The following is a 24,109-nucleotide window of genomic DNA, read 5'->3' as shown; positions in this document are numbered from 1 at the left end:
GGGTGGGGCCGGGCAGAGCGGGGTGGGGCCGGAAAGCGGCCGGCCGCCCCCTACAGCCGCGCCGGTGCCCCGCCCGACAGGTCGTCCAGGTCGAAGACCTCGGCCATCCGGGTGTACCCCCGGTCGCTCGGGTGCAGATGGTCGCCCGAGTCGTGGACGGGGCGCAGTCGGCGCGGGTCGTACGGGTCGCGCAGGGCCCGGTCGAAGTCGACGACGGCGTCGAAGACGCGCCCCGCGCGGATCTCCGCGTTGATCTCCTGCCGTACGCCCTCGCGCGCGTCGGTGTAGCCGCGGTGGCCGCCGAACGGCATCAGGGTCGAGCCGACGACCTTCAGCCCGCGGGCGTGGGCACGGTCGACGAGGGTGCCGAGTCCGCCGACGATCGCGTCCGGGTCGGCGAGGCCCGGGTCGCGCAGGATGTCGTTGACGCCGAGGAGGACGACGACGACCTTGACGTTCGTACGGCCGAGGACGTCGCGGTCGAAGCGGTTCAGGGCGCTGGTGTTCTCCGCGGGGCGGCCGAGGCCGTCGGAGAGGATCCGGTTGCCGCTGATGCCCCCGTTGACGACGCTGTAGCGCGGTACGTCCCGGCCGGCCGCGGCCGCTTCGCGCAGCCGGTCGGACAGGATGTCCGGCCAGCGGTTGTTGGCGCCGGTGGTGGAGGTGCTGCCGTCGGTGAGCGAGTCGCCGAGGGCGACGACGGTGCCCTGCGCGTCCCTGCTCAGCACGTCCAGCGCGGTCAGGTAGCGCCAGTGGGCGCTCTCCTGCGTGTACACGGTGCCGGTCGTGTCCCGGGTGTGCTCGCCGACGGCGGCGTACGAGGTCTGGCGCGAGTACGTGTGGCGGGTGACCGGTCCGGAGCCGGTGGGGGAGTACGTGGTGACCAGCACGTCCCCGTCGGGCGGGACGGTGAGGCGTACGGCGTCGCTCACCACCTGCCTCCCGGGCGGGATGACGACGGCGGCCCGGCCGCGGAAGGTGACCTGCCGCATGGTGTCGGCGAGTGCCGCCGCGCCGTCTCGGCCCGCGGACAGGGCGATCGAGGCGTGGCTGACGGTGAGCGGGGACTGTCCGTAGAGGTTGGACAGGGTGATCCGGGCGGCGGTGCCGCCGACGCTGGTGTGCACGACGTTGCGCAGCGAGCGGTCCGCGAGGCCGGTCGTCTCGGTGCCGGGCTCGCCGCCGACCGGGGAGGCCGCCCAGGAGGAGACCCAGGTGCCGGCGGAGGCCGGCGCGGCCGGGTTCTGGCGCCCGTCGCGGCCGCCGGCGAGGGTGTCACGGTCTCTCGTGCCCTCGCCGTACAGGCCGGACGGCAGTCCGGACACCCCGACGTAGATGGCGGCGGACACTGCCACGATCGCGGCGATCACCGCGGCGAGCAGGGCGCGGTACTTCGTGGGAGACGCTCCCGCGCCCCCGTCACGTCCCCCGGTCATGCTGTTTCTGTTCTCCTCAAACGATCGGAGCCCGAGGCTCCGTATGGATGAGCCCATGATGCGTCATGGACGGGCGACGGTCCGACAACACCCCGCCGGAACCCCGCCGGAGTGCTCTCGGCGTGCTCCCGGGTGACGGTCGGGCCGCCCATGGAGCAGACGCCGGGAACTCCTGTTCCGTTCCGGGAGTCCCTCGGGAAGGGACAATGTGTGAGGGATCACCGAGCAGGTGGAGCGGACGGAGCGGGGCGGACAGATGGAACCGATCGAGCGGACCGGGCGGACCGGGCGGACGGGAGAGGCGGGCACGGCCGGCACTTCGGGCAGCACGGCCGGCACTCCGGGCAGCACGGCCGGCCCGGGTGCCACGGACACCCCGGACACCCCGGACACCCCGGACACCCCGGGCGCCGACGGCGCCCGGGCAGGCGGGGGCGGACGCACGGAGGCCCGCTCCCGCCCCGGTGCCGTCCCGCACCGCGCGATGACGACGTTCAGTCCGGCGGACGAGGAGAAGCGGCGCGGAGTGCGCCGGATGAAGCTCATCGCCACCGGGCTGCTGCTGTTCGTCGCCGTGGTGTACGTCCTGGCCGAGTGGGCGTCCCACGCGGGCGCCGGCGCCTGGGCGGGCTATGTCGCCGCGGCGGCGGAGGCGGGCATGGTCGGCGCGCTCGCCGACTGGTTCGCCGTGACCGCCCTGTTCCGCTACCCCCTGGGCCTGCGCATCCCGCACACCGCGATCATCCCCACCAAGAAGGACCAGCTCGGCGTCTCCCTGGGGGACTTCGTCGGTGAGAACTTCCTCTCCGAGGACGTCGTCCGCGGGCGGCTGCGCTCCGTCGGCATCGGCAGCCGGCTCGGCGCCTGGCTCGCGGTGCCCGAGCACGCCGACCGGGTCACCGCCGAACTGTCGGCCGCCCTGCGCGGCGCGCTGACCGTCCTGCGCGACTCCGACGTCCAGGCGGTGGTCGGCGAGGCGATCACACGCCGCGCGGACGCCCAGGAGATCGCGCCCGGCATGGGCAAGATGCTGGAGAAGGTCGTCGCCGACGGCGGGCACAAGAAGGCCGTCGACGTCATCGTCGCCCGCGCCCACGACTGGCTCGTGCTGCACGGCGACTCCGTGATGAACGCCGTGCAGGGCGGTGCCCCCGGCTGGACCCCGAAATTCGTGGACCGCAAAGTCGGCGACCGCGTCTACAAGGAACTGCTGCGCTTCGTCACCGAGATGCGCGACATGCCCGCCCACCCCGCGCGCGGCGCCCTCGACCGCTTCCTCACCGACTTCGCCTCCGACCTCCAGTCCGACACCGAGACCCGCGCCCGGATCGAACGCCTCAAGGGCGAGATCCTCGACCGCGACGAGGTCCAGGACCTGATCGCCTCCGCGTGGACCGCCGTACGATCCATGATCGTCTCCGCGGCGGAGGACGAGCGCAGCGAGCTGCGGCTGCGCGTACGCGCCTCGCTGCTGTCACTGGGCGCGCGCATGTCGGCCGATCCCAGGCTGCAGGGCAAGGTCGACGGCTGGCTGGAGAGCGCCGCGGTGTACGTCGTCACCACCTACCGGGGGGAGATCACCTCCCTGATCACGGACACCGTGGCGGGCTGGGACGCCGAGCACACGACGAAGAAGATCGAGGCCAACATCGGCCGCGACCTGCAGTTCATCCGCATCAACGGCACGGTCGTCGGTTCCCTGGCCGGGCTGGCGATCTACACGGTCTCCCGCACGCTGGGGGCGTAGGGCCCGTCCGGCGGGCCCCGGCCTCCGGTGCGGCGGGCGTGTTCCTCCTGGCCCAGGGCAGACGGGAGGCATTCGCCCGGCGGAGCTCGACGGAGAGGGAGCCATGTCAGGGAAATCGTCGTCGGCCTCAGTGCCCGCCTCCACCGGAACCGTCACCACGGCCGTCCCGGCCCGCCTGGACCGGCTGCCCTGGTCACGGTGGCACTGGATGATCGTGATCGGCCTGGGCACCGTCTGGATCCTGGACGGACTGGAAGTCACGATCGTCGGCAACGTCGCCGGCCGCATCGCCGAGGAAGGCAGCGGCCTGGACATCAGCTCCGCCCAGATCACCGGTCTCGCCGCCGCCCTGTACGTGGCGGGCGCGTGCCTGGGGGCCCTGTTCTTCGGCCGGCTGACCGACCGTTACGGCCGCAGGAAGCTGTTCATGACGACGCTGATCGTCTATCTGGCGGCGACCGCGCTGACCGCCCTGTCCTTCGAGACCTGGTGGTTCTTCCTCTTCCGGTTCCTCACCGGTTTCGGCATCGGCGGCGAGTACGCGGCCATCAACTCCGCGATCGACGAGCTGATCCCGTCCCACTACCGGGGGCGGGTCGACCTCATCATCAACGGCAGCTACTGGCTCGGCGCGATCGGCGGCGCCCTGCTGTCCATCGTGATGCTGGACACCGACATCTTCCCCAAGGACCTCGGCTGGCGGCTCAGCTTCGCCCTCGGCGTCGTCCTCGGCCTGGTCGTCCTCCTGGTCCGCCGGCACGTTCCGGAGAGCCCACGCTGGCAGTTCATCCACGGCCAGGGCGAGAAGGCCGACGCACTCGTGTCGGCCGTCGAACGGGAGATCGAGGAGGAGAAGGGGGAACGGCTGCCGCCGCCGGCCGGTGAGATCACCATCCACCAGCGCAAGAGCATCGGCTTCGGCCTGATCGCCAAGACCGTCTTCGGCCGCTACCCGCGCCGCGCGATCCTCTCCCTCTCCCTCTTCATCGGCCAGGCCTTCCTCTACAACGCCGTCACCTTCGGCTTCGGCGCGATCCTCATCACCTTCTTCGACGTGCCGACCGGCAGCACCGGCTACTACTTCGCCGTCATCGCCGCGGGCAACTTCCTGGGCCCGCTGCTCCTCGGCAAGTTCTTCGACACGGTCGGCCGCCGGATCATGATCTCGGGCACGTACCTGCTGTCCGGCATCCTGCTCTTCGGCACGGCCTGGCTCTTCGACCGCGGCTCGCTCACGGCCACGACCATGACCGCCTGCTGGTGCGTGGTGCTGTTCTTCGCGTCGGCGGGCGCCTCCAGCGCGTACCTGACCGTCTCCGAGATCTTCCCGATGGAGACCCGCGCCATGGCCATCGCCTTCTTCTACGCCCTCGGCACCGCCGCCGGCGGTATCAGCGGCCCGCTGATCTTCGCCGGCCTGACCGAGTCCGGCGTGGTCGGCGACACGGTCCTGGCCTTCCAGATCGGTGCCGGGCTGATGTGCGCGGCCGGTGTGGTGGCGGCGTTCCTGGCGGTGGACGCGGAACGCCGCTCACTGGAGGACATCGCCACACCGCTCTCCGCCGCGGAACCGGAGGGAGCGGGCGCGCGCGGGTGAAACGACCGGCCCGCCGCGGGTCAGCGCCAGTCGCCGGTCAGCCAGGCCAGGAGGCGGGGGTCGGGTGTCGCGTCACACGGCACGACACCCTCGATGGAGATGATCTCCGCGGTGAGAGTCTGGGACATGGCGTGGAGGCTCCGGCCGAAGTCCTCGGTGACGTCGCCGGGCTCCGCGATCGTCACCTCGGACGCGGTCACCGGTTCGGGTGAGCCGCAGCCGACGTGAGGGAGGGGCTGGCCGAGATACCAGCCGCCGACGAACACGGCGTACAGGACGGCGGTGGCGCCCAGGCGGCGCGGAGTTATCCAGGTGGGCACGCGAGGAGCTTTCCACAGCCGGAACCCGAAGGGACAGGCGCACCGGCACCGATCCGCCCGGCCCCGGAGCGCCCCACGCTCCCCCGACGCCTCCGATGCCCTCTAGGCAGCAGTGACGCGCGTGCCTGCCCTGCTGTGAGTACGGGACCCGGGGGACTGGCCGGGGGGTGCCTCGGCACACCTTCGCGGCCCTGTTCGGAGCGGTCGTCGCACAGGGGCGAGGCCAGGCCCCGGAAGAACCCGGGCCGGCAGGGCCCCCGCCCGCACGAGCCCCGGCCTCCGCCCGCAGCTCAAAGGCGCACCCCGCCGGCATCACGGGCAGGGGCGGAGGCGGACTCAGAGGCCGGCGAACAGACCGTCGAGCGGGGCGGGTACGCGGTCGGGATCGAGGGCCTCGACGAGGACGCGCCCATAGTGGATCTTGCGTCCCTTCTTCGTGCCGAGGAAGCGCCGCAACTGCTGCTGCGGGGTGCGGCCCTGCTGCGCGGGCTGGCGCAGGAACGTCTGCAGGGCGCGCAGGTCGCCCTCGGCCCGGACGAGTTCCTCCACCCGTGCCACACCCAGCGCGCGGATCAACTCGTCCTCCAGATCCGCCGCGCAGACGAAGAACCGCTGCCCCCGCGCCGCACCGGCCACCGCCGGCCCGTCCAGGGCTCTGGCGTAGAAGCTCCGTTCCCTTTCGTCGCACAGCCCCGTGAGGCGCAGGCCCAGGCCGGGCGGCGGCCCGAGCAGCCGGGCGAAACGCCCGACGCTCATCGCCCCGCCCATCGGCAGGACACAGACCCCTTCGCCCTCCAGGTCCCGCCCGCGCCGCTCGGCCAGCGCGTCGACGGCCGCGGCATCGCTCGGCCCTTCGAGCAGCACGACCGCCCGGACGGGCAACCGCGCCGCCAGCTCCCGCGCGGGCTCACCCGGCCCACCGGCATCCCACGCGATCACCGCTTCCCGGAACGCCTCCATGTCCGCCATGCCACGAGTCTGTGCCCTGCCCACCCCTCACGGCACGGAATTTCCGCCGGAGCCCCGGCGATCTTCTCCCCGGCTCGATCGGACAGCAGGATGAGGGGGCCGCCGCAAGGCGCAGGGAACACGCCGGAAAGGACACGGTGGAGCCGACATGACCGTCCCATGGGTGAAGCTCGAACTGGACGTCGCGGCCTTCGACGCACCCCACTTCGAGACGTACGTGACACGGTGCCGCGAGGACGGCATCCGCCTGACCACCCTCGCCGAACTGGGCGACACACCGGAACACCGTCGCACGCTGTACGCACTGAACAAGGAGTGCTCCGCGGACATCCCCGGGCGCGGGGAGTTCTACTCGTTCGAGGAGTACGCCGAGCGACGCTTCGGGGCCGCCGGCTACGACCCCCGTGGCATCGTGATCGCCCTGGACGGCGACGCGTGGATCGGCATGGCGGCCACATCGGTCCAGGAGGGCTTCCTCTTCAACGAGATGACCGGCGTACGGGCCGGCTACCGGGGCCGCGGCATCTCGATCGCGATGAAGACCTTCGGGATGGCGTTCGTCAGGGAGTCCGGAGCGGGCACGGTCCGGACCTTCCACCACCCGGCCAACGCGAACGCGATCGCCATGAACCGCAGGATGGGATACGTGGACGCGGCGACGGAGGGCTGAGCGCGGGCCGTGCCGGGCCCTTCCGGCGGCGACTCGCCTCCGGGCCCCTCGCGGGGCGAATGCCCTCTCCGGTGGAACCAGGTGATCCCAAGGGGCGTTCCTGACAGGTGAGACCGTGACCGGAGTGTGCGACATCCCGTGAGTTCTCCTGAGCCTCGCTGAGTCCTTGGCCTCGTGGCCAGGGGGTTCTTCCTCCTTCGGGTGTTCTGTGGCCTTGTGACGTAACTTCGGGATTCTCGAAGTGTTCTCACCTCGTCCGACCGATCCACAGTCGGGCCGAAGGCGAGGAGGCTTGGGTTGGCGGCGCTGGCAGTCGTACGGGACCTGCGTGAGCACTGGGCCCCCGCGTCGGCGGAAGAGCTGGAGCGGTTCGAGACCGACGTGCTGTCCGGGTTCGTCCTCGCGCGGGCCTCAGCTGGCCTGGCGGACGGCACGATCCGTGGGGACGTCGGGCACCTGGACCAGATCAGGACCTGGTTCGGCCGACCCCTATGGGACATGGAGCCCACCGACGCCGACGCGTACTTCGGGAAGGTGCTGCGGAGTTCGCCGAGCGGTACCCGGCTGGCCAGGTCGCAGGCGCTGACGACGTACTTCGTGTTCCTGGAGCTGCGGCACAAGGTCGAACTCCACCGGATGGCCGGCCGGGTCGTCGAGTGCCCGATCGACGAGATGAACCGACCGCGCGGTGCTGAGGACGCCACGCTGCGGATCCCGCCGACCGAGCCGGAGGTCGGGACGCTGTTCATCGGCTGGGGCGGCGAGCTAGCCACCTGCCGCAAGTTCGCCCCTACCGCCAGGAACTACACCGCCTCGAAGCTGATGTCCCAGGTCGGCCTGCGGGTGAGCGAGGCATGCAAGCTCGACCTGGCCGACATCAGGTGGGATCTGGGCCGCTTCGGCAAGCTCCACGTTCGCCACGGCAAGGGCGCCCGTGGATCGGGGCCACGTGAGCGGATGGTGCCGCTGATCAACGGCGCTGATCGGACGCTTCGGTGGTTCATCGAGGACGTCTGGGGCCAGTTCGACGACGATCACACACGCCCTGGTGCCCCGCTGTTTCCCTCCGAGCGCAAGAACACCGATGGCTCCTCCCGCCGGGTGGGCGACGACGCCCTGCGAAACGGGCTCAAGGACGGGGCCAAAGCGCACCTGCCGAGGTGGGGCGAGACGCTGACTCCGCACATCCTTCGGCACTTTGTCTCTGCTTAGTTTCCGTGTGGCGATTGATTCCAATTGGGGTGATGGCCTGGGGGTTTGGGCTTTGCGTTGAGGCGTGTGGTGTTTCTGCTGTCGCCACTCATGATCCTGAACTTCTTCTCGTCTCGGGGCTGGCAGTCCTGGGACATCGAGCATCGGCCGCTGATCCCCGAGGGGATGCCCGTGCTCATCGACATCGATCTGTGCTTCGAGGACGGCCCGGCCGCGCCGCGTCCGGCAGCGGTGGTGAACCGGTGGTTGCGTGAACTCCCGTCCAGCGGGGCGCCGGCTCCGAGCTCGTGGGAGAACTATGCGCGGGTGGTCAAGGAGTGGATGGAGTTCCTGGCTGAGCACGGGGTGGGTCTGTTCGATTCGCGGGTACGGCTGAAGGCCGCGTTGAGCCGGTACGCCGAGCATCGGGCGGCGGGTCCGCTGAAGGCCCGGTTCGCGGCGACGACGTGGGCCAGCACATGAGCATCTTGTCGCTGTTCTACCGGTGGGCGATGCACGAGGAGTATGCGACGGCTGAGCCGTTCACCTACCGCGCCGCGCGGGCCCTGTTCGCCGGGACCGGCCGGGAGGTGAAGGTGAACCTGGCGGTCCGCCGCACCCCCAAGCCGCACGTGACGATCAAGTACCTGGAGCCGGACTTCACCGAGCTGTTCCGCAAGGGGCTGCGCGGGCTCGCTCCGGACGGCTCGCAGGACACCGGTTTCCACGGGCGGGAGCTGACCCGCAACGCGGCGGTCGGGGATCACGCGCTGGCCACCGGGATGCGGTTGCAGGAGTTCACCTACCTGCTGCCCTGGGAGATCCCTGTGCTGCCGCCGGAGCCGATCGCGGTTCCCATTCCGTTCCCGGTGCCGGCCGGGATCACCAAGGGCAAGAAGTTCCGCACCACGTGGACCTCTTACGAGGCCCTGGCCGGGCTGCACGATTATGTCGAGCTGGACCGGGCCGCCACGACGGACGGCTCGCTCTGGCGGCCGCCACGGCGGTGGGGCGAACCGCTGATGGTGAGTGAGCCGGACGCTCGGGGAGGGCTGATCAACGGGGTCCGGCGGCCTTGGGAGTCTCTGACGCCGGCCGAACGGCGTCGCCTGGTCGCCCCGGAGGGCGGTTCGTGCCTGCTGGCGGTGAAGAACGGCGGCGGCCCGTTCACCGCCTGGGCCACGGTCTTCGAGCGGACCTCAGACCGGATCCGGGCCCGCTTCGAGCCGCGGTTCCCGCACGTCTGGCCCCACCGATGCCGTCACACCTTCTCGATGAGGACCTTGGAATACCTGGTCACTGGGCACTACCGGCAGGCCGCGAAGCTCGTGCGGGACACCGATGCCGACGCCGCTCTGGTCTTCTACCTCAGCAAGGCTGACCCGCTGCTGGTGCTTCGTGATCTTCTAGGACATTCCACCGTTCTGACCACGGAAAAATACCTCCGCCGCCTGGATACGACCCGCATCTACCGAGAGGCATACGAGGGGGCCGGAGCCGCGGCCGGGCTGACCGACGACGCGGGCTCCGATCGGGAAGCCGCCGCCGAGTTCGATGACGACGTCGAGGGCGGGGCTCTCTGATGCCGACCATGCTGATCGGCCAACCCCTGGGAATCACCTGCGTGTTCAGCGATGGAAGCCGTGCGGTGTTCTCGCTGGATGGCTTGCCGAACCCGTTGCTGGCCCGGCAGTTGGCCACCGGCCTGGTGGATGTGATCCATCCTCACGGAACTGCGGATTCCGCGGGCACGGTCAACCATTACGTCCAGGCGATTCGGGGCATGGTGCGGGCCCTGGCTGCGCAGGGCTTCGCCGGTGGCCTTGACCAGCTCAGGCGGGGCAGGCTGGCCGAGTATTTGATGGGATGCTCGGGCGGTCGGGAGGCGTGCACCCGCGCGATGGTCGAGGCGTTCGGTGCGGCCGGCGGCTCGCTGGCGGACGGCGTGCTCGAGCTCGCGGCCGGGCGGAACTTCAATGTTCAGCCGAATCACCACGCTCTGCCTCCTTACTCGGAGAATGAGTGGCAGCGGCTGGGCGACCTCTGCCGACGGCTCGTTGAGGAGTCGTACGCGGCCCACCGGCAGGCCCTGACCGCTGTCGCTCACGGACAGCATCCCGCCGAGGGCGGATGGACTCCCCGAAATCTTCGCTGGCTGCTGACCACCATCGGGCCGGTGAGCATCTCCGAGTTCGGCCGCAACGTCGGGATCTCGGCCGCTTTGGTCCACCGCCGCGGCGGCTTCCACGACGCGACGCAGGCCGTGTTCCCGCACTTGGAAGTGCTCATCGCCTACCGGCTGTTGTTCGGCATCTACTCCGGGATCGTGCCGGACGGCATCGAGGACCTGGTCACACAGGACGTCGACTGGGCCGGGGACTCCACGATCCTGCTCTCCTACGTCAAGGGCCGCACCGCGGCCGAGAGCCTGAATCTGCCGGGCAGGGCCGTGCGCCTTCTGGAGCAGTGGCTGGCCCACTCCACGCTGCTGCGGAGCTTCGTTCCGCCGGACGAGGGCCGCAAACTGTGGTTGGGACTGAGCCGGGCCGGCGGTGACCGTCGGGTGAGGAAGTTCGACCGCGTCGCCATCCAGCGGTGGGTCGTGCGGCACCAGCTGGCCGGGGACGACGGACAGCCCATGAAGATCCACCGGTCCCGGATCCGCACCACGCACGAGGCGATGCGGGACAAGAGCGCGTGGATCGGCAGCGGCCGGGCCACATCGACCCCAACCACACCCCCGCCGTCGAGGGCGACCACTATCTGACGGCCGCGACACCGGCCCAGCAACGTGCGGTCGAGGCCGTGATCGAAGATGCCCAGCATGACCTGCTGCGCAGGTCGCATCCGCCGACGGTGATCACCGAGGACGAGGCCGCCGCCCTGGCCGAGGGCTATCCGCATCTGGTGGCGGACCTTGCACTGGACGACGAGGTGATCGCCGAACTCGTCGGCGGACAGCGAGACGTGTTCACCGCTGCCTGCGGCGATCAGCTGTCCGGACTGCATGGCCCGAAGGGCAAGCCCTGTCCGGCCCGCCCCTGGGTCTGCCTGTTGTGCCCCCTGGCGGTGTTCGCGCCACGGCATGCGGTCAGCCTGCTGCGGCTGAAGGCGTTCTTCTCCCGGCAGTGGCAGCAGATGCCCGCCGCCCACTTCATGGCGGTCTTCGGCCCCTATGCCGCCCGCATCCAGCAGGTCCTGGACCGCTTCGATCCGGCCGTGGTCACCGCGGCCGCCGCCCACGTCACCGACCGGGACGACGAACTTCCCCTGCGCCCCGAGGAGATGACCGCATGAGTACCGCTCTCGCTCCCGCCTTCGACGGACGCTCTGCCTTCTTTGCGGGCGCCGATATCTGCGATGAAGCCGGGCTGGCCCTTCCGGACAACGCCGCTCGACCCACGTTCGAGGACGACATCTGGGACTTCACCCACGTCATCGGCTTGCCGACCCAGTTGAGCCCCTCGATGAGGCGCTTCGACTTCACCCAGATCACGGACTCGCGTTGGCGACTGGTGGCCGAGGAACTGGTCCTGGCAATGCTCGCACCCCGCCACCGGACGGTCGCCCCGTTGCCCCGCGCCTTCCGCAACCCGCTCCACATCACCAGTTGCCGCGCCCGTCTCGACGAACTCGTCCGCTTCTTCAACTGGCTGGGCGAACGGTCGACCATCAGCCTGCAGCAGATCACCACCCGGGACTGCGAGGCATACCTGGCTCACCGCCGCTACGTACTCGACGAGCACGGGGCCGTCGTCGGTGAACAGAGCCACGGAACCAGGCGGTCGGCCGCCCAGGTCGTCGTCGACCTGGTGAACTACCGCGACCTGTTCACCGCCGACCGCGTCCCCGCCGAGCTGCGTCCCTGGGGCGGCGCCACCGCCTCCGCCGTCGCCGAGATGCCCAGCGGCCGGACCGAGAACAAGACCCAACCGGTCTCGGACGAGATCATGCAGCCGATGCTCGAGGCCGCCCTCTACCTGATGTCCACACTGGGCCCGCACGCCGTCGACCTGGCACACAGGATCCGCGAATCCGACCCTCACTCGGCACGACGAGCCCAAGGAATCAGGCGCGTCGGCCCCAAGAACCGCGTCCCGGTCAGGGAGCTCAGCGAAATCCTCGCCGAGTACACGCGAACGTGCACAGCCCTGCCCATGCTGGACGACCATTACATCTCAAAGCGGCTCGCCCAGGGCTGGGCCGAGGACGATCCTCTTCTCCCGGTGGCCATGGGCACCCTCGCCCGCCGGGCCGGACTGAGCCAGTTCTGCCACCCGTGGCTGCCCACCATGCGGCCTGCGCTGGAAGACACCCTCGCGCAGGTCGGCGTCGAGAGACCGTTCGGCCGCGATGCCGACCCGGTCCCCGCAGCTGACGGAACATCGTCACTGCCCTGGACCCTGCCACTGTCCCGGCCCCAGGCCGTCGCCCTGGTCGGCATCGTCCGCACCGCCGCGATCATCACCGCTGCCGCCATCTCAGGCATGCGCGCGAGTGAGCTGATGGAATTGCGCATCGACTGCCGACGACCGCCCGACGAGGCCGCCCCGGGCCTGACCCGCTACCGGATCGCAAGCAAGATCGTCAAAGGGCAGCCGCTGGGCGGCACCGCCGACGAGTGGGTCGTCATCGCACCGGTCTATCGCGCGATCGAACTCCTCGAGCAACTGCACGACGCCCCGGCAGAAGGAGCCCTACTGATCGGCAGATTCTCCTTCAACGTCCGCTTCAAGTGGTTCAGGAACTGGGCCAACTCCGAGGCCGGCTCACGACTTGGCCTGGCGCCAATCCCCGGGGGACCAGTCAACTTGCGGATGCTGCGGCGCACTTTGTCACTGGAAATGGCCTATCGGCCCGGCGGCGTCCTGGCCACCAAGATCCACATGAAACATGTCGCCGTGGCCACAACGGAGGGCTATGCCTCGCGCCCTGGCGGGGCCCAGGCCGAGCTGTTGGCCGAGGTCAACAAGCACGAGAGCGAGCGCAATCTCCAACTGGTACTGCAGGAGTTCCGAAACTACCAGGAGGGCGTTCTGCCCGCCGGTCCCGGCGCGCGCAGCCTCACCGAGTTCTTCGCCGGCATCGACGACCAACTCGATGCCGCCTCGGCCACCGCCCCGAAAACCCAGCGCAGCGACCGCGACGTCCTCAACCTCCTGACCAAACGCGCCAACGTCCTGCACCTCGGCCCGGCGAACTACTGCTGGTTCACCGACCCTTCCCGGGCGCTCTGCCTCAAACTCGCGGGCACCCCCACCGCGGACCGTCCGCTGATCGGGATGTGTGACTCCGCCCGCTGCCCGCAGGCCACCCACCACCCCGGTCACCGCCCCGTCTGGGCCGAGCACGCCGACAGAACAAAGATCTTCATCGGCCAACTCGGCACCACCCGCAAGACCGAGCGCACCCGGCTCCAGGCCGACTACGACCGAGCCCTCCGAGTCGTCGCCGAGATCGACGCCGCCAACGCCACCACGGACGAGGAGTCCGCATGAGAATCTCCGCAACCCAGCGCACCGAGAACGAGAATCGCATCCGAGCCGCCATGGACCGCCTCCTGCGCGGCGAGATCCCGCCCGGCGGAAAATGCGACATCAAGACCCTCGCCAACGAGGCCGCCGTCGACCGCACCGCGTTCTACGGCACCCGCCCCTACGGTCACCTCCGCGTCGAGTTCGAACGACGCCTGCGGGCCCTCCAAGATGCCGGCGAAATCCCTGACCCCCGCGAAGCCCAGATCGCCCGCCTCAAGATGGAAATCACCAAACTCAAGGAACGGTTGGACAAGTCAGAGCAGTCGATCGACGAGCTCACAGACTTCCGCACGCAAGCCCTGGCCCGGCTCGCCGCACAGCACGAGGAGATCGTCCGTCTTCGCGACGCCGTCGCCGGGGCGAGCAGGGTGAGCCGTCTGCCCGCACCGCGAACCACCGTCATCGGGACATGCAGTTGATGCGGCAGGACTCCTGAACCGTTCGTTCTGACACCCGGTTGCTCAGCGGTGGTTGCCGAGAATCCGGTCGACAGGATGTACTGGAACGAAGAAGGACGTTGAGCAATCCGGCCGTGGTTGCCTTGCTCAACGCCTTGGGCATCAGGGGTATCTCCGGTATATCAGCCGTTCGAGGATCAGCCTGTGTCCCCCATCCCCATCTCCAGGGCTCCACTGGCTCGTTGCCTCCGCCGGAGGCCCAAACGGTGACCAGTGGACCTGTCTCGACCTGCAAGAAAGGGTTCTCGGATCATGCGGCGGTACGTTCTCACTGGCACACCGGGCGCGGGCAAGACATCAATCCTGCGGTGCCTGGACGAGCTTGGCTACGGTGTTGTCGAGGAGGCGGCAACGGCGGTCATCGCACAAGCGCAGGCCCTGGGCGAGGACCAGCCATGGACACGGGCGTCCTTCATCGACGAGATCGTCGCTCTTCAGCGGCAGCGACAGTTGGAGGCCACCAGCTCTGTTCAGGTGTTCGACCGGTCGCCGGTCTGCACCCACGCCCTCGCCACCTACTTGGGGTGGCCGGTATCTCCGGCGCTGGCCGCGGAGCTCGAACGGATCACCTCGGAAGGGGTCTACGAGCGGCAAGTGCTCTTCGTCCGCAATCTAGGGTTCTGCGAGCCGACCGCAGCCCGGCGGATCAGTTTCCAGGAATCACTGGCTTTCGAAAAGATCCACGAAGAGAGCTACCGCGCGTTCGGCTACGAGCTCATCGACATCCCTGCCGGCGACCTGGCTCACCGCGTCGCCACGGTGAGCTCAATGATCGCGCATGCCGTGCCTCAAGCACCCGCAGGGTGAGCCGCATCACAGCGACTCTCTCGGAATGCAACACGCCAGGCGATATGCAGCGCGAACGTGTCCCAAACGACGCACCTGCTCAATCGCACACAGGCTCATCCGCACACGGCCTCTGCGGACACAAGGCACATCTGCGCGTCCCAACTCTACGCAAACGGGCTTGACTTGCTCGCAATTCAGGAGGTTGTGGGGCACTCCTGGATCGCCACGACGATGCGATACATCCACGTCCAGCAGACCCGGGTTGAAGATGACTGGGTCGCTGGGACGGAACGGGCCGCGAAGCGGCTGGAAGGGCTGGTCCGATGAGGTGGAACCTACGGCTGGCCGCCGCGAACAAGGGCGCCTGGAAAGCCTCCGAGCTCCAGCGGAGCCCGGCAAAGCACGGCCTGGTGATCTCGGCCGGGAAGATGTCCGGACTGTGGTCCGGCCAGCCCGTCTCACTCAAGCTGGAGGACCTGGACGTCATTTGCGTCGCCCTCGGCTGCGAGATCAGCGACCTGTTGATCCCCGAGCCGGAGAAAGTCCGGCGCCCCGGCGAGGAGACCGGCCTGCAGGCCGCCGTTGCGGCTGGCCCGGCCCCGGTGGTGGTTCCGCGTCGCCGTGGCGGCCGGTCTCTGCCGCCGATGTGATGGCCTACGTTCTGCCGGCGGGCAAGTGCAAACCGCCAGCCGGTTGCCCGACCTGCTTCGGCTGGGGCGTGCTGCCCGGCCGCGCCTGCGGCGCATGCGAGAGTTTCCGCCGCGACGAGGAGCCTGCCGAGTGCGGGGGCTGTCGGCGAACAGCGCGGTTGAAGAAGAGGTACTGCCGTCTGTGCTGGCATCAGGCGAGCCAGGACGCCGGGCGCCAAGTCACCGTCTTGGAGCCCTACTTGGAGAAGGCGGAGCATCATCAGCTGTTTTTCACCAACCTCCACCGTCCGCGTCAGCCCGGCCCTCCCAGAGGTAAGCAGGGACGACGTCGGGGTCGCCCGCGCCACCCCGACCCGGCCCCCGCCCACCGGCCGGTCTTCGGCTGGTTCCAGCCGCCGCTCTTCGAGGCCCGCCGAGATCTCACCCGGTTCAATCGCCAGGAACATGCCCGGCTCGACAACCCGTGGCTGGCCTGGGCCCGGCATACCGCACATCGTCTCGGCGAAGCACATGGCTGACCTCGCGGTGTCCGCCTTGACGTCGGCCGAGCCATGGTCATCGTGCTGTCCGGCCATGTCAGCGGCGAAGTTGTGCGGCACTCCGAGATCTTCCCGGCTCTGCGATCCCGCGGGCTCAGCGTCCAACGCACAGTGGAAGTACTCACCGACATCGGCGTCTTCCAAGACGACCGGACGCCGTCGTTCGAACAGTGGCTGGAGCGCAAGCTCGAAGGCATCGCCCCCGGAATCCTACTGGTGAAGAGCCAGTGTTCCTGCCTTGCACTAATCCGCAGTCGGCAGCCTGGCGGGACGTAGCGGGACGCCTGTGTTCTAGAAGTGGGCGACGCTGCGCTTCTTGGCTGTGGTCCAGTAGCCCGTAGTCGTCCGGGTAGGCGTCCCTATCCCCACGGCGCGGTGACCAGCCTCAGCTCGTACGCCATGATGACCAGTTGCACCCTGTCCCGGGCGTCCAGCTTCGTCAGCAGCCTGCTCACATGGGCCTTGGCCGTGGCCATGCTGATGTGCAGATGCGAGGCGATCTCCGCGTTGGACAGTCCGCGGCCGACCAGGGTGAGCACCTCCCGCTCGCGGGCGGTGATGCCCTCCACCGGTCGCGGCGGCGGAGCAACTGCCGGGCGGGCCGCGAACTCCGCGATAAGCCGGCGTGTCACGCTCGGCGCGATGAGGGCGTCGCCTGCGGCGACGATCTCGATCGCGGTGAGGATCTGGTCCATGTCCATGTCTTTGACGAGGAATCCGCTCGCCCCGGCTCGGAGCGCACCGTAGACGTACTCGTCGTCGTCGAACGTGGTGAGGATGAGGACCTTCGGTGGTGTGTCGGAGCTCGCGGTGATCCGCCGGGTGGCCTCGATGCCGTCCATGCCGGGCATCCGGATGTCCATCATCACCACATCCGGCGCCAGTTGGTCGGCGAGCCGCACCGCCTCCTCGCCGTTCGCCGCCTCGCCCGCGACCTCCAGCTGGGGGTGGTCGGCGATCAGTACCCTCAGCCCGTGCCGGACCAGTGGCTGGTCGTCGGTGAGCAGCACCCGGGTCATCTGACCGCCACCGGCACCGGGAGCCGCGCCGCGACGCGGAAGCCGCCTTCGGCGCGCGGCCCGGCCGTGAACTCGCCATGCAGAAGCGCCGCTCGCTCCCGCATGCCCGTCAGCCCGTAGCCGGCGGCGCCGGGCAGGCCGGACAGGCCGAGGCCCTCGTCGGTGATCTCGATGGACAGGTCGTCCTCCCGGCAGTCGACGGTCACCCGGCAGGCGTTGGCGCCTGAGTGACGGACCGCGTTGGTGATCGCCTCCTGGATGATGCGGTACGCGGACAGCTCGATATCCGCTGGCAGCGGCCGCCGTTCGCCTCGCCAGTCGATGTCCACCCGCACGCCCGCGTCCCGGGTCCGCTCCACCAGCCCGTCGAGATCGGCGAGCACCGGTGCCGGGCCGAGCGGTGCACCGTCCCCCGGGTCCGCCTCCCGCAACGCGCCAAGCATCCGGCGCAGACCCGCCAGAGTGTCGCGGCTGGTGTCCTCGATGGCGGCGAGGGAATTGCGGGCCTCCGACGGCTGGGTGTCGATGACGCGGCGGCCCACCCCGGCCTGGATGGCGATGACGCCGATGCTGTGCGCCACCATGTCGTGCAGTTCCCGAGCGATCCGCAGCCGTTCCGCGGTGACGGCCTGCTCAGCGACCCGGGCCCGCAGCGTAGCCGTGTGCTGGCGGCGTTCGCGGACCGAGTGACCGACCGTCCAGGCGGTGACCATCATCAGCGCCAGGAAGGCCGAGGCGGCAAGGATCGAGGAAGGGCCCTGCCGGTAGTAACTGGCGCCCCCGATCTGTACTCCGAGCGCCACCAGTGCGGCGACAGCCGCCGTCAGCCGCGACCGGGTGGCGGCGATCCATCCGACGGTGAGATCGGTGAGCACCGCCTGCAGAGACGCGATCTGCCACGCCTGCGTCTGCGCGGGCGGCATGCCGTAGATCCCGCCCTGGCCCGCGGCCATCACCGAGTCCGCCATCACGGTCGCCGCGAAGGAGGCAGTGAGCAGCAGAACCAGGGCGGGCAACGGCCGACGCAGCACCAGGGGCAGCAGTAGTGCGGCGGACAACGCGGCCAGCAGCAGGCGCATACCAGTCAGTTCGCGGCCGGTGTTCAGCACGACGACGTACAGCAGGACGACGTATGTGATGCCTGGGCACCAGGCCAGGATCTCGACAAGGAGCGACCGCGGAGCATCCAGCGGGGCTTTCATGCGCCGATCATAGGCACGCGGCCCGCCCCCGGCATTGGCCCACAGGCGTACTCCCCGGGGCTACCCTGGGCTCCCCGATTGTGGCCGACGGTCCGATGTCCCAACGGGATCCGACCCGGCAGCGTGGACACCATGATCGAAGCAACCGAACTCACCAAGCGCTACGGCGAGACCACCGCCGTCGACCGCCTGTCCTTCACCGTGCGCCCGGGCGTGGTCACCGGGTTCCTGGGCCCGAACGGTGCCGGCAAGACCACCACGCTGCGGATGGTACTCGGGCTGAACAAACCCACCGGCGGCACCGTCACGGTCGATGGGCAGTCGTTCGGGGACCGCCCCCGCGGCCTGCGACACGTCGGCGCCCTCCTCGACGCCCATGACGTGCACGGCGGTTCCACCGCCCGCGCCCACCTGACAGCACTAGCGGTCGGCAACGGGCTGTCACGCCGACGGGTCGCGGAGGTTTTGGCAGAGGTAGGCATGGCCGACGCAGCCGGCCGCAGGATCGGAGAATTCTCGCTGGGGATGAAACAGCGGCTCGGTATCGCCGCCGCCCTGCTCGGCGATCCACCCGTACTGCTCTTCGACGAGCCGCTCAACGGCCTCGACCCGGAGGGCGTGCGCTGGGTGCGGAACCTTTTCAAGCAGCTGGCGGACGAGGGCCGCACCGTGCTCGTCTCCAGTCATCTGATGGGGGAGATGGAGCAGACCGCCGAGGAGCTGATCGTCATCGGCCGCGGCAGGCTGATCGCGGCGGAGAGCCTGCGGGACTTCGCCGCCCGCAGCACACAGCTGCGGGTGAGCGTCCGTACGCCCGACGCGGAGGTCCTGTCCGGGTTGTTGGCGGACGCGGGGGCGATGGTACGGGTGGGGCTCGACGGGGCGTACACGGTGACCGGTCTGCCCGCAGATCGCATCGGCGAGCTCGCCTTCGCGCATGGGGTGCGGCTGCACGAGCTCAGCCCGCACTCGGCCTCTTTGGAGGAGGCGTTCATGGAACTCACCGCAGAGAGCGTCGAATACTCCGCAGGAGCTGCCCGATGACCCCCGTACTCGACGAGGCCCCCGCCCGCCTCCCGGTCCGGGTACCCGCCCGGTTCCGTCATCTCCTCGCTGCCGAGTGGATCAAACTCTGGTCGCTGCGATCCACGTACTGGGTGCTCGGCGTCGGTGCGCTGACCGTGATCGGCATCAATGTGAACTCCGCTGCGTCCAACGCGGACCGGCTGGCGCATCAGACACTGCGGCGGCCGGGGTTTCCGGACCGCCCTGAGTTCTTGTTCGATCCGCTCACCACGGCGTTCGTCGATCCCGCCTGGCAGCTGTTCATGATCATCGCCGCCACGGTGGGGGCGATCGCGGTCTTCGGCGAGTACTCCAGTGGGCTGATCCGTACGACCTTCGCCGCCGTCCCCGACCGGCAGGCGGTGATCGCCGCCAAGGTGACCGTGGTGTCGGTGGTCATGTTGGCGCTCGGCATGCTCGTCTCCGGCACCTCCTTCGGCGTCACCCAGATGCTGCTGCGTGATTATGGCGGCCTGTCGCTGGGCGACCCGGGCGGACTGCGCGCCGTGGCCGCAGCCGCTCTTCTCGCACCGCTGTGTGCGCTGGTCGGTATGGCGGTGGGTGCGGCCGTCCGGCACGCCGCGGGCTCCGTCGTCACGGTCATTGCCCTGCTGTTGCTGGTACCAGCGCTCTTTCAGGGCGAGCGCTTCCGCTGGGTCAAGGAGGTCGGCAACGCCATGCCGCTCAGCGCCTGGGAGCGGCTGGTGACGAACCCGGAGCGGGCGCACTACCTGGGCAAGTATCCGCTGACAGTCACCGAGGCGTGGATCGTGTACGGCACGTGGGCCACCGCAGCGGTGGCCATCGCGGTGCTCATGGTACGACGCCGGGACGTGTGAGCGAGGGCCGGACGCCCCCTAGTGTCCTGAGTCGGGAATTCTGTTCAGATAACTGGCGAGGCGTTCGAGGATCTCGTCTGCGGTCTTCGTCCAGACGTAGGGCTTCGGGTCGGCGTTCCAGGCGGCGATCCAGTTGCGGATGTCTTTCTCCAGGGCTTGGACGGACCTGTGAACGCCGCGCCGTATCTGCTTGTTGGTCAGTTCGGCGAACCATCGCTCGACGAGGTTGAGCCAGGACGAGCCGGTCGGTGTGAAGTGCAGATGGAACCTGGGGTGGACCAGCAGCCACTTCTTGATCGCGGGGGTCTTGTGGGTGGCGTAGTTGTCGCAGATGAGGTGGATATCCAGGTCGGCGGGTACCTCTTTGTCGAGCTTGATGAGGAACTTCTTGAACTCCTCAGCCCGATGTCTGCGGTGCGGGGAGCCGATCACTTTGCCGGTGGCGACCTCGAGGGCGGCGAACAGGGTGGTGGTGCCGGCGCGGACGTAGTCGTGGGTCGCCCGCTCGGGAACTCCGGGCATCATCGGCAGCACGGGCTGGGATCGGTCCAGGGCCTGGATCTGGGACTTCTCGTCGACGCAGAACACCAAGGCCCGCTCGGGCGGGTCCAAGTAAAGGCCGACGACATCGTGGACCTTGTCGACGAAGTACGGATCGGTCGACAGCTTGAAGGTCTCCGACCGGTGCGGCTGCAGGCCGAACGCCCGCCAAATCCGTGACACCGACGACTGCGAGAGGCCCATCTCCTTCGCCATCGAGCGCGTCGACCAGTGCGTTGCGTTCTTCGGAGTGGATTCCAGCGTCTTGGTGACTACCGCGGCGACCTGCTCGTCCGTCACGGTCCTGGGGCCGCCCGGACGCGGCATGTCACCCAGACCGGCGATCCGGTACTGCACGAACCGGGCCCGCCAGCGGCCCACCGCATGTGGTGTGGAACCGAGTTGAGCAGCCACGTCCTTGTTCGAGGCGCCTTCGGCGCAGGCCAGGATGATTCGACACCGCAATGCCCATGCCTGTGGTGTGGAACGTCGCCGCACCCACTCCTCGAGTGCGGCCCGTTCTTCGTCCGACAGTGTCAACTCGGCCTTCGGCCGCCCCGTCCGCGCCATAAAGCAAGCCTACACATCTGAACGGAATTCCCGACTCAGGACACTAGGGCCATCTGCGCGAGGTGACACGCGACGACGTCCTCACCCAGCTCGATGCCCTCCACGGCAGCCAGCGACGGCACACCCTCATCGTGCTGCGGTCGCTGTTCGGCCGAGCGAAGAAAAGCGGGGTGGAGTCAACCGGTTGATGCAACAGCTGCCGCGAGCCTATCAGCGGGAGTTTCGAACCCGAGGAGCCCGAGCACGTCAACAACTCCGTTGCCGCGGTCGCCAAGCCGGCGGACCGCCTGGCCCTCGCACTCGCCGCCGTGCACGCCGCGCGATCCGGTGCGATCCGGCGCCTCCAACTCGACGACCTCGACATCGGCAACCGTAGGCTCGTGATCGACGGCCGGGTCCGGCCCATGGACGAACTGACACTGCACGTCGCCCGCGAGTGGCTGGACCATCGGCGCCGCCGCTGGCCCGACACCACCAACCTGCACCTGCTGATCAACAAATTCACCGCCTTGGGCACCGGCCCAGTCAGCGCGCTTTCCCTGACCACACCGCTTCGCGGCCAGGCCGCCACCCTGGAACAGCTCCACGTCGATCGGCAGCTCGAAGAAGCCCTCGCCCCATGGCCCCGACCCCCTCCACCTCGCCGAGGTCTTCGGACTCGACGAGAAGACCGCGAGGCGCTACGCGGACTCGGCAAGGTCACTGCTGGAGAGCGCTGCTGAACAGCAGCCCCGGTGAAAACTGCTCGACTGGGACAGGCGCAGGCCGCGATCATGGTGGCTTCACTCGGCAGCGTGTAAGGAAGTTGATTTGTGATGCCAGTCATTCCTGCTGACCCGACTGTGGTGCACCCGATGCCTGACCAGCCTCGTGTGGTGCTGTTGAAGCCACTGGTCACCTCGCCGCTGATCGAGGTCGGGGAGTTCTCCTACTACGACGATCCGGACGATCCGACCGCGTTCGAAAGCCGCAACGTGCTGTATCACTACGGACCGGAGAAGTTGATCATCGGTAAGTTCTGCGCGCTGGGCGAGGGGGTGCGGTTCATCATGAATGGCGCCAATCACCGAATGGACGGCCCCTCCACGTTCCCCTTCCCGATCATGGGAGCCTCGTGGGCCGAGCACTTCGATCTGATCACCGGCTTGCCCGGCCGGGGCGACACCGTTGTCGGCAACGACGTCTGGTTCGGATACCGGGCCATGATCATGCCCGGCGTCCGTATCGGTCATGGAGCGGTCATCGCTTCCGGTTCCGTGGTCGTCGATGATGTTCCGGACTACGGCATTGCCGGCGGCAACCCGGCCAGACTTATCCGGCGTCGCTACAGCGATGCGGACATCGCCCGCCTTCTGGCTATGGCCTGGTGGACTTGGCCCGCCCAGCACATCACCGAGCACATCCGAACGATCATGTCCGGCAGCGTCGACGACCTCGAAGCCGCGGCTCCCAGGAAGTAGTGTCCGCCCGCCAGGCCCGCCAGGCCCGCCAGGCCCGCCAGGCCCGCCAGGCCCGCCAGGCCCGCCAGGCCCGCCAGGCCCGCCGTCCCTCGGGCAGCGGGCCAACTGACAGCTCGGGAGTTCACCCTCCGGATGCACCAGCGCTACGGACACGGGTTCCCCTGCTCGAACGGCTCTCCGGGCTCGAGGCGAGTACGACACCCTCGAATACGGGGACAGAACAGCGACGCAGATCGTTGCCGAGGTCACTGCCGAGTCCGACGCCTCGCAGCCCGCCCTTGCGTTTCAACCGAACCCACGAGCACACCGAGCTGATGCACGCAGACCGACCCACGAGTTCCCGCTGAATAGGCTTCAGTTTCGCTGAACCCACGGGACTCGAGGGGTGTGACCGAGATACGTGTCAAAGGGGCAACGGGATGATCTTGAAGCCCTGATCCGCTCGGATTTAGGTGCGGCGGCGTGCGGCGGGGTCGCGTTCGGCGACGTGTCGTGCGACCGAGTCGACTCCGGGGCGGGCGTACCGTTCCAGGGATCGTACGGAGGCGTGGCGGGAGCGGGCCAGCAGCATCGGGGTGGAGGTGCCGTCCTCGGCGTCGTGTGTCAGGGCACTGTGCCGGAGCCGGTGAAGCGTCCAGCCGTCCAGGTCCTCGATGTCGTCGGGTGAGGCGAGGGGGTTGGCCAGCAGCCGGGTGTTCTCCTCGAAGATCTCCTCGGCCCGGCGGTAGGAGAGCCGGGCCCGGCCGGTCTCCGGGCACACGTCCAGCGTCGGTGTTCCGGCCGGAGCCCTGCGGTCGGTGAGGAACAGCGGGCCGCGGGTACGGCGCGGCCGATGAGACGGGGCAGGAGCTGGGCGGTGCCGGACTGCCAGTGAATCCACTCCGTCGCCCCGCCCTTGGCGGTAATCTTCCCGCGCTTGTCCTGCGGGTAGAGGTCTTCCACGTTCAGGCACGGCACCTCGTCGGCCCGTGCGGCGGACTCGTAGAGCATCTTCCACTGCGTCTTCTCCCGCAGGGCGACGTCCAGGCGCCGCAGAGCGGCGATCCGGTTCTCCGCGAGGGCCTCGGTGCGGTCGGGCGGTGCCGGCCGCCGCTCGATGCCGATCGTGGGATCGCACTCGATCCAGCCCTGGCGCTGCCACCAGCCGATCGCCTTGCGCGCGATGGACAGCTCCCGGTTGACGGTGTCGGCGTCCATCGCGTCCGCCCGCGCCGCCGCCAGCTCGGCCGGCACCTCCGGCAGAGCGAGGGCGTCGATCGCGGCGACGGGGAAGACGGGCGGCTTCGCGCCCCGGCGGGCGGGCCCGGTCGGCGCCGCCTCGCCGATGAGCATCCACCCCCAGGTCGTCAGCGAGATCCGGTAGATCCGCGCGGATGACTTCGCGATGCCCGCGCCGGTGAGGTACCGCTCGACCGCCGCGGTGTACGACGAGGGCGGGCGGACAGGGGCACCAACCGGGCGCGCGGCAGCCGGAGCGCGCCCCCGCTTCCGAGTTCGGTCACCGGTTCGAT

At 69.2% G+C, this 24,109-nt stretch carries 24 protein-coding genes and 1 pseudogene; 18 read left to right on the top strand and 7 right to left on the bottom strand.

Going from position 1 to position 24,109, the window contains the following annotated elements; genetic code table 11:
* Positions 1 to 50: 50 nt before the first annotated feature.
* On the bottom strand, positions 51 to 1,436 hold the full coding sequence (locus tag ACFWVE_RS08950) for an SGNH/GDSL hydrolase family protein (protein ID WP_384009677.1): 1,386 nt from the start codon (positions 1,434 to 1,436) through the stop codon (positions 51 to 53).
* Between the two features lie 256 nt (positions 1,437 to 1,692).
* Between ACFWVE_RS08950 and ACFWVE_RS08945 the strand changes: the two genes are divergently transcribed.
* Positions 1,693 to 3,183 (top strand): DUF445 domain-containing protein, encoded by a 1,491-nt coding sequence (locus ACFWVE_RS08945; RefSeq protein ID WP_384009676.1) that lies wholly within the window; start codon positions 1,693 to 1,695, stop codon positions 3,181 to 3,183.
* 103 nt (positions 3,184 to 3,286) lie between these two features.
* Positions 3,287 to 4,780, top strand: a complete 1,494-nt coding sequence (locus tag ACFWVE_RS08940) for an MFS transporter (RefSeq protein ID WP_384009675.1) — start codon at positions 3,287 to 3,289, stop codon at positions 4,778 to 4,780.
* Positions 4,781 to 4,800: 20 nt separating this feature from the next.
* Here ACFWVE_RS08940 and ACFWVE_RS08935 read toward each other — a convergent pair whose 3' ends face one another.
* Both ACFWVE_RS08935 and ACFWVE_RS08930 read right to left on the bottom strand, forming a co-directional pair.
* On the bottom strand, positions 4,801 to 5,100 hold the full coding sequence (locus ACFWVE_RS08935; RefSeq protein WP_384009673.1) for a hypothetical protein: 300 nt from the start codon (positions 5,098 to 5,100) through the stop codon (positions 4,801 to 4,803).
* A gap of 336 nt (positions 5,101 to 5,436) precedes the next feature.
* Entirely contained in the window at positions 5,437 to 6,069 is a 633-nt protein-coding gene (locus tag ACFWVE_RS08930; RefSeq protein WP_384009671.1) for a TOPRIM nucleotidyl transferase/hydrolase domain-containing protein, read from the bottom strand.
* Positions 6,070 to 6,217: 148 nt separating this feature from the next.
* Between ACFWVE_RS08930 and ACFWVE_RS08925 the strand changes: the two genes are divergently transcribed.
* The 12 genes and pseudogenes from ACFWVE_RS08925 (at position 6,218) to ACFWVE_RS08870 (ending at position 16,179) form a co-directional block, all read left to right on the top strand.
* Entirely contained in the window at positions 6,218 to 6,739 is a 522-nt protein-coding gene (locus tag ACFWVE_RS08925; RefSeq protein WP_384009669.1) for a GNAT family N-acetyltransferase, read from the top strand.
* A gap of 297 nt (positions 6,740 to 7,036) precedes the next feature.
* A complete protein-coding gene (locus ACFWVE_RS08920) occupies positions 7,037 to 7,951 on the top strand; it encodes a tyrosine-type recombinase/integrase (RefSeq protein WP_384009667.1) in 915 nt (304 codons plus the stop codon).
* Positions 7,952 to 8,017: 66 nt separating this feature from the next.
* Positions 8,018 to 8,413 carry a hypothetical protein gene (locus ACFWVE_RS08915; protein ID WP_384009665.1) on the top strand — a complete coding sequence of 132 codons (396 nt, stop codon included), beginning with the start codon at positions 8,018 to 8,020 and terminating at the stop codon, positions 8,411 to 8,413.
* On the top strand, positions 8,410 to 9,513 hold the full coding sequence (locus tag ACFWVE_RS08910) for a site-specific integrase (RefSeq protein ID WP_384009663.1): 1,104 nt from the start codon (positions 8,410 to 8,412) through the stop codon (positions 9,511 to 9,513). Before ACFWVE_RS08915 ends, ACFWVE_RS08910 begins: the two co-directional genes overlap by 4 nt.
* Positions 9,514 to 9,521: 8 nt before the next feature.
* Entirely contained in the window at positions 9,522 to 10,697 is a 1,176-nt protein-coding gene (locus tag ACFWVE_RS08905) for a hypothetical protein (protein ID WP_384009662.1), read from the top strand.
* A complete protein-coding gene (locus ACFWVE_RS08900; protein ID WP_384009660.1) occupies positions 10,628 to 11,227 on the top strand; it encodes a hypothetical protein in 600 nt (199 codons plus the stop codon). Before ACFWVE_RS08905 ends, ACFWVE_RS08900 begins: the two co-directional genes overlap by 70 nt.
* Positions 11,224 to 13,428, top strand: a complete 2,205-nt coding sequence (locus tag ACFWVE_RS08895; protein WP_384009658.1) for a site-specific integrase — start codon at positions 11,224 to 11,226, stop codon at positions 13,426 to 13,428. Before ACFWVE_RS08900 ends, ACFWVE_RS08895 begins: the two co-directional genes overlap by 4 nt.
* Positions 13,425 to 13,886, top strand: coding sequence for a hypothetical protein (locus tag ACFWVE_RS08890; protein ID WP_384009656.1), 462 nt, complete (start codon positions 13,425 to 13,427; stop codon positions 13,884 to 13,886). Before ACFWVE_RS08895 ends, ACFWVE_RS08890 begins: the two co-directional genes overlap by 4 nt.
* A 291-nt stretch (positions 13,887 to 14,177) precedes the next feature.
* A complete protein-coding gene (locus ACFWVE_RS08885; protein ID WP_384009654.1) occupies positions 14,178 to 14,732 on the top strand; it encodes an ATP-binding protein in 555 nt (184 codons plus the stop codon).
* A gap of 24 nt (positions 14,733 to 14,756) precedes the next feature.
* Positions 14,757 to 15,041: pseudogene (locus ACFWVE_RS08880) on the top strand (tyrosine-type recombinase/integrase); the annotation flags it as partial.
* A complete protein-coding gene (locus ACFWVE_RS08875) occupies positions 15,038 to 15,364 on the top strand; it encodes a helix-turn-helix domain-containing protein (RefSeq protein WP_384009652.1) in 327 nt (108 codons plus the stop codon). The pseudogene ACFWVE_RS08880 and the gene ACFWVE_RS08875, both read left to right, overlap by 4 nt.
* 551 nt (positions 15,365 to 15,915) lie before the next feature.
* Complete coding sequence (locus ACFWVE_RS08870) at positions 15,916 to 16,179, top strand: hypothetical protein (RefSeq protein WP_384009650.1); 264 nt, start codon at positions 15,916 to 15,918, stop codon at positions 16,177 to 16,179.
* An 83-nt stretch (positions 16,180 to 16,262) separates the two neighbouring features.
* Here ACFWVE_RS08870 and ACFWVE_RS08865 read toward each other — a convergent pair whose 3' ends face one another.
* Both ACFWVE_RS08865 and ACFWVE_RS08860 read right to left on the bottom strand, forming a co-directional pair.
* A complete protein-coding gene (locus tag ACFWVE_RS08865; protein ID WP_384009648.1) occupies positions 16,263 to 16,922 on the bottom strand; it encodes a response regulator in 660 nt (219 codons plus the stop codon).
* Positions 16,919 to 18,124, bottom strand: coding sequence for a sensor histidine kinase (locus ACFWVE_RS08860; protein ID WP_384009647.1), 1,206 nt, complete (start codon positions 18,122 to 18,124; stop codon positions 16,919 to 16,921). Before ACFWVE_RS08860 ends, ACFWVE_RS08865 begins: the two co-directional genes overlap by 4 nt.
* Positions 18,125 to 18,256: 132 nt before the next feature.
* Here ACFWVE_RS08860 and ACFWVE_RS08855 point away from each other — a divergent pair, with 132 nt between their 5' ends.
* Positions 18,257 to 19,168 carry an ABC transporter ATP-binding protein gene (locus ACFWVE_RS08855; protein ID WP_384009645.1) on the top strand — a complete coding sequence of 304 codons (912 nt, stop codon included), beginning with the start codon at positions 18,257 to 18,259 and terminating at the stop codon, positions 19,166 to 19,168.
* On the top strand, positions 19,165 to 20,028 hold the full coding sequence (locus tag ACFWVE_RS08850; protein ID WP_384009643.1) for an ABC transporter permease: 864 nt from the start codon (positions 19,165 to 19,167) through the stop codon (positions 20,026 to 20,028). Before ACFWVE_RS08855 ends, ACFWVE_RS08850 begins: the two co-directional genes overlap by 4 nt.
* Before the next feature lie 18 nt (positions 20,029 to 20,046).
* On the opposite strand, the gene ACFWVE_RS08845 is transcribed toward ACFWVE_RS08850, so the two are convergent.
* A complete protein-coding gene (locus ACFWVE_RS08845) occupies positions 20,047 to 21,138 on the bottom strand; it encodes an IS630 family transposase (RefSeq protein ID WP_384009641.1) in 1,092 nt (363 codons plus the stop codon).
* 308 nt (positions 21,139 to 21,446) lie between these two features.
* Between ACFWVE_RS08845 and ACFWVE_RS08840 the strand changes: the two genes are divergently transcribed.
* Entirely contained in the window at positions 21,447 to 21,860 is a 414-nt protein-coding gene (locus tag ACFWVE_RS08840) for a hypothetical protein (protein WP_384009640.1), read from the top strand.
* Positions 21,861 to 21,953: 93 nt separating this feature from the next.
* Positions 21,954 to 22,598: a CatB-related O-acetyltransferase gene (locus tag ACFWVE_RS08835; protein WP_384009638.1), complete on the top strand. Its 645-nt coding sequence runs from the start codon at positions 21,954 to 21,956 to the stop codon at positions 22,596 to 22,598.
* Between the two features lie 603 nt (positions 22,599 to 23,201).
* Here ACFWVE_RS08835 and ACFWVE_RS08830 read toward each other — a convergent pair.
* On the bottom strand, positions 23,202 to 24,109 hold a 908-nt coding region (locus ACFWVE_RS08830), incomplete at its 5' end, for a hypothetical protein (RefSeq protein WP_384009636.1).

This window comes from Streptomyces sp. NPDC058632 (genome assembly GCF_042717095.1).
Taxonomy (GTDB): Bacteria; Actinomycetota; Actinomycetes; order Streptomycetales; family Streptomycetaceae; genus Streptomyces.
Note: the sequence above shows the minus strand (reverse complement) of the source record. Positions and strands in the feature narration are given on the sequence as shown.

Bases quoted from the DNA above. Each gene is read 5' to 3' on its own strand.
- ACFWVE_RS08910 (WP_384009663.1), top strand. From the start codon at position 8,410: ATGAGCATCTTGTCGCTGTTCTACCGGTGGGCGATGCACGAGGAGTAT.
- ACFWVE_RS08850 (WP_384009643.1), top strand. From the start codon at position 19,165: ATGACCCCCGTACTCGACGAGGCCCCCGCCCGCCTCCCGGTCCGGGTA.
- ACFWVE_RS08945 (WP_384009676.1), top strand. From the start codon at position 1,693: ATGGAACCGATCGAGCGGACCGGGCGGACCGGGCGGACGGGAGAGGCG.
- ACFWVE_RS08940 (WP_384009675.1), top strand. From the start codon at position 3,287: ATGTCAGGGAAATCGTCGTCGGCCTCAGTGCCCGCCTCCACCGGAACC.
- ACFWVE_RS08890 (WP_384009656.1), top strand. From the start codon at position 13,425: ATGAGAATCTCCGCAACCCAGCGCACCGAGAACGAGAATCGCATCCGA.
- ACFWVE_RS08845 (WP_384009641.1), bottom strand. From the start codon at position 21,138: ATGGCGCGGACGGGGCGGCCGAAGGCCGAGTTGACACTGTCGGACGAA.
- ACFWVE_RS08885 (WP_384009654.1), top strand. From the start codon at position 14,178: ATGCGGCGGTACGTTCTCACTGGCACACCGGGCGCGGGCAAGACATCA.
- ACFWVE_RS08895 (WP_384009658.1), top strand. From the start codon at position 11,224: ATGAGTACCGCTCTCGCTCCCGCCTTCGACGGACGCTCTGCCTTCTTT.
- ACFWVE_RS08930 (WP_384009671.1), bottom strand. From the start codon at position 6,069: ATGGCGGACATGGAGGCGTTCCGGGAAGCGGTGATCGCGTGGGATGCC.
- ACFWVE_RS08925 (WP_384009669.1), top strand. From the start codon at position 6,218: ATGACCGTCCCATGGGTGAAGCTCGAACTGGACGTCGCGGCCTTCGAC.
- ACFWVE_RS08865 (WP_384009648.1), bottom strand. From the start codon at position 16,922: ATGACCCGGGTGCTGCTCACCGACGACCAGCCACTGGTCCGGCACGGG.
- ACFWVE_RS08950 (WP_384009677.1), bottom strand. From the start codon at position 1,436: ATGACCGGGGGACGTGACGGGGGCGCGGGAGCGTCTCCCACGAAGTAC.
- ACFWVE_RS08835 (WP_384009638.1), top strand. From the start codon at position 21,954: ATGCCAGTCATTCCTGCTGACCCGACTGTGGTGCACCCGATGCCTGAC.
- ACFWVE_RS08870 (WP_384009650.1), top strand. From the start codon at position 15,916: ATGGTCATCGTGCTGTCCGGCCATGTCAGCGGCGAAGTTGTGCGGCAC.
- ACFWVE_RS08855 (WP_384009645.1), top strand. From the start codon at position 18,257: ATGATCGAAGCAACCGAACTCACCAAGCGCTACGGCGAGACCACCGCC.
- ACFWVE_RS08905 (WP_384009662.1), top strand. From the start codon at position 9,522: ATGCTGATCGGCCAACCCCTGGGAATCACCTGCGTGTTCAGCGATGGA.
- ACFWVE_RS08875 (WP_384009652.1), top strand. From the start codon at position 15,038: ATGAGGTGGAACCTACGGCTGGCCGCCGCGAACAAGGGCGCCTGGAAA.
- ACFWVE_RS08860 (WP_384009647.1), bottom strand. From the start codon at position 18,124: ATGAAAGCCCCGCTGGATGCTCCGCGGTCGCTCCTTGTCGAGATCCTG.